This is a genomic window from Kitasatospora sp. NPDC059803 (assembly GCF_042732255.1).
GTDB lineage: Bacteria > Actinomycetota > Actinomycetes > Streptomycetales > Streptomycetaceae > Kitasatospora.
Genome location: NZ_JBHWIJ010000250.1, coordinates 1 through 2,602, shown reverse-complemented (window position 1 = coordinate 2,602; position 2,602 = coordinate 1). Strand labels below are relative to the sequence as shown.

Below are 2,602 nucleotides of genomic sequence, written 5' to 3'. Positions count from 1 at the left end.
AAGAGCGAGGCGGCCCCCCCGGGGGCGCGCGGCCGCCCCGCGGGGCGCGCCGGCCCTGACCCCCCTACCCCCCCCCCCCCCCGCCCCCCCCCCGCCCCCCCACATCCACCCCCCACCCGAAGGAGAGGGCGTATGCCCACGCCCGACGGCATGATCAGTCGCAAGACCGTCCTGAAGGCCGCTGCCGCGCTCGGCGCCGCCCCGCTGCTGGTCGGCGGCGGCGTCGCGCTGGCCCGTGAGCAGGCCGGCACCGGCCGGCCCCTCGGCCTCACCCCCGAGTGCCACGACGGCGACGACCCCACCATCGAGCAGACCGAGGGCCCCTACTTCAAGCCCAACTCCCCACTGCGCAGCTCCATGGTCAACGACGGCCCCGGCACCCGGCTGACCGTCAGCGGCTACGTCTTCGGCCGCGCCTGCCGACCGATCTCCGGCGTCCTGCTGGACTTCTGGCAGGCCGACGACAACGGCGCCTACGACAACGCCGGCTTCACCTTCCGCGGCCACCAGTTCACCGACGCGAACGGCGCCTTCAAGCTGGACACGATCGTCCCCGGCCTCTACCCGGGCCGCACCCGGCACCTCCACGTCAAGCTCCAGGCGCCCGGCCGCCCGGTGCTCACCACCCAGCTCTACTTCCCCGGCGAGCCGCGCAACAGCACGGACACCATCTACGACGCCCGGCTGCTGATGAACGTCCGCCAGAACGGCCCGGGCCGTGAGGGCAGTTACGACTTTGTCCTGGACGTGCCGCAGACCCCGGGCACGCCGAGCCCGACCCCCACCGCCACCCCGACCGGAACCCCCACCGGAACGCCCACGCCCCCGAGCGGCAGTTGGAAGCCGGGAGCCTCCTACAACGCGGGCGACCGCGTCACCTACTCCGGCGCCTCCTACCTCTGCCTCCAGGCGCACACCGCCATGGTGGGCTGGGAGCCGCCGAACGTGCCGGCCCTCTGGCAGCGGTCGTAGCGGCTCCGGCCGCGTTCCCCGGGGTGCCGGGCGCCCGGTCGGCGGCAGGGTCGACCGGGCGCTCAACCGTGTCCGAAAGCCTGCCCAACGCCTGCCCAACGCCTGCTCGACGCCTGCCCAACGCCCGCCCGAAGCCTGCCGCATTCCTGCCCGAAACAACGCCGGGCCCGTCAAGGTCCGCTCCTTATCAGTCGGGAAGCGGTCCGGCAACGACAGGAAGCGAATCCAGTCGATCTTGTGTACTGGTTAGGCTTTCAAATGTTCGCAAGGTTAAAGTCGGTTCCATGCATGCCTGGCCCGCCTCCGAGGTTCCCGCCCTGCCTGGTCAGGGGCTCCCCCTCCGTATCTTCGACACCGCAGCGGGCACGGTCCGCGAGGTCGTGCCGCAGGACGGCACTGCCCGGATCTACGTCTGCGGCATCACCCCCTACGACGCGACCCACATGGGCCACGCCGCCACCTACAACGCCTTCGACCTGGTGCAGCGCGTGTGGAAGGACGCCGGCCACGACGTCCTGTACGTCCAGAACGTCACCGACGTGGACGACCCGCTGCTGGCCCGGGCGGTCGAGACCGGTCAGGACTGGGTGGCCCTCGCCGAGCGCGAGACGGCCCTGTTCCGCGAGGACATGACCGCCCTGCGGCTGCTCCCGCCGGCCCACTACATCGGCGCCGTCGAGTCGATCCCGTGGATCGTCCCGCTGGTCCAGAAGCTGCTCGCCAGCGGCGCCGCCTACCAGGTGGACGGCGACATCTACTTCTCGGTCGAGTCCGACCCCCGCTTCGGCCAGGTCTCCGGCCTCGACCAGGAGGCCATGCGCCCGGTCTTCGCCGAGCGCGGCGGAGACCCGGACCGCCCGGGCAAGCGCCACCCACTGGACGCCCTGCTCTGGCTCGCCGCCCGCCCGGGCGAGCCCGCCTGGGAGACCGAACTCGGCCACGGCCGCCCCGGCTGGCACATCGAGTGCGTCGCCATCGCGCTGCAGTACCTCGGCATGTCCTTCGACATCCAGGGCGGCGGCAGCGACCTCTCCTTCCCGCACCACGAGATGGGCGCCTCGCACGCCCAGGTCGCCACCGGCGCCCACCCGTACGCCAAGGCGTACGTGCACGCCGGCATGGTCGGCCTGGACGGCCACAAGATGTCCAAGTCCCGCGGCAACCTGGTCTTCGTCTCGGCGCTGCGCCGCGAGGGCGTCGACCCGGCGGCGATCCGCCTGGCGCTGCTCGCGCACCACTACCGCGAGGACTGGGAGTGGACCAAGGCGACCCTGGACGAGGCCGTCGAGCGCCTCGCCCGCTGGCGGGCCGTGGTCTCCCGGCCGGACGGCCCGGCCGCCGAGCAGCTGCTCGACGAGGTCCGTACGGCGCTCGCGGACGACCTGGACGCGCCCGCCGCACTGGCCGCCGTCGACCGCTGGGCCGAGCGGCAGGAGGCCGGGGGCGGCACCGACATGGGTGCGCCCGGCCTGGTCAGCCGCACCGTGGACGCCCTGCTGGGCGTCGCGCTCTAGAGTCCTCCCTCAACACGCCGAAGGGGCGTCCGGACCAGGTGTGCAGTAGCCCCGACAGCGTTGTCCCGGGGGGGCCCCGGGCGGGGGCTCCTCCTCGTCGGCCTCCTAGGGAGACC

2 protein-coding genes are annotated in these 2,602 nt (G+C 73.2%); both read left to right on the top strand.

The genetic code is table 11. From position 1 onward, the window contains the following. Window positions 1-132 precede the first annotated feature (132 nt). Window positions 133-972, top strand: coding sequence for a carbohydrate-binding protein (locus ACFV6I_RS30210; protein ID WP_063346925.1), 840 nt, complete (start codon window positions 133-135; stop codon window positions 970-972). Window positions 973-1,256: 284 nt separating this feature from the next. Next, a complete protein-coding gene (gene mshC / locus ACFV6I_RS30205) occupies window positions 1,257-2,486 on the top strand; it encodes a cysteine--1-D-myo-inosityl 2-amino-2-deoxy-alpha-D-glucopyranoside ligase (protein WP_380428699.1) in 1,230 nt (409 codons plus the stop codon). The last annotated feature ends 116 nt before the right edge of the window (window positions 2,487-2,602 follow it).

Coding starts and splice junctions, on each gene's coding strand:
- ACFV6I_RS30210 (WP_063346925.1), top strand. CDS start 133: ATGCCCACGCCCGACGGCATGATCAGTCGCAAGACCGTCCTGAAGGCC.
- mshC (WP_380428699.1), top strand. CDS start 1,257: ATGCATGCCTGGCCCGCCTCCGAGGTTCCCGCCCTGCCTGGTCAGGGG.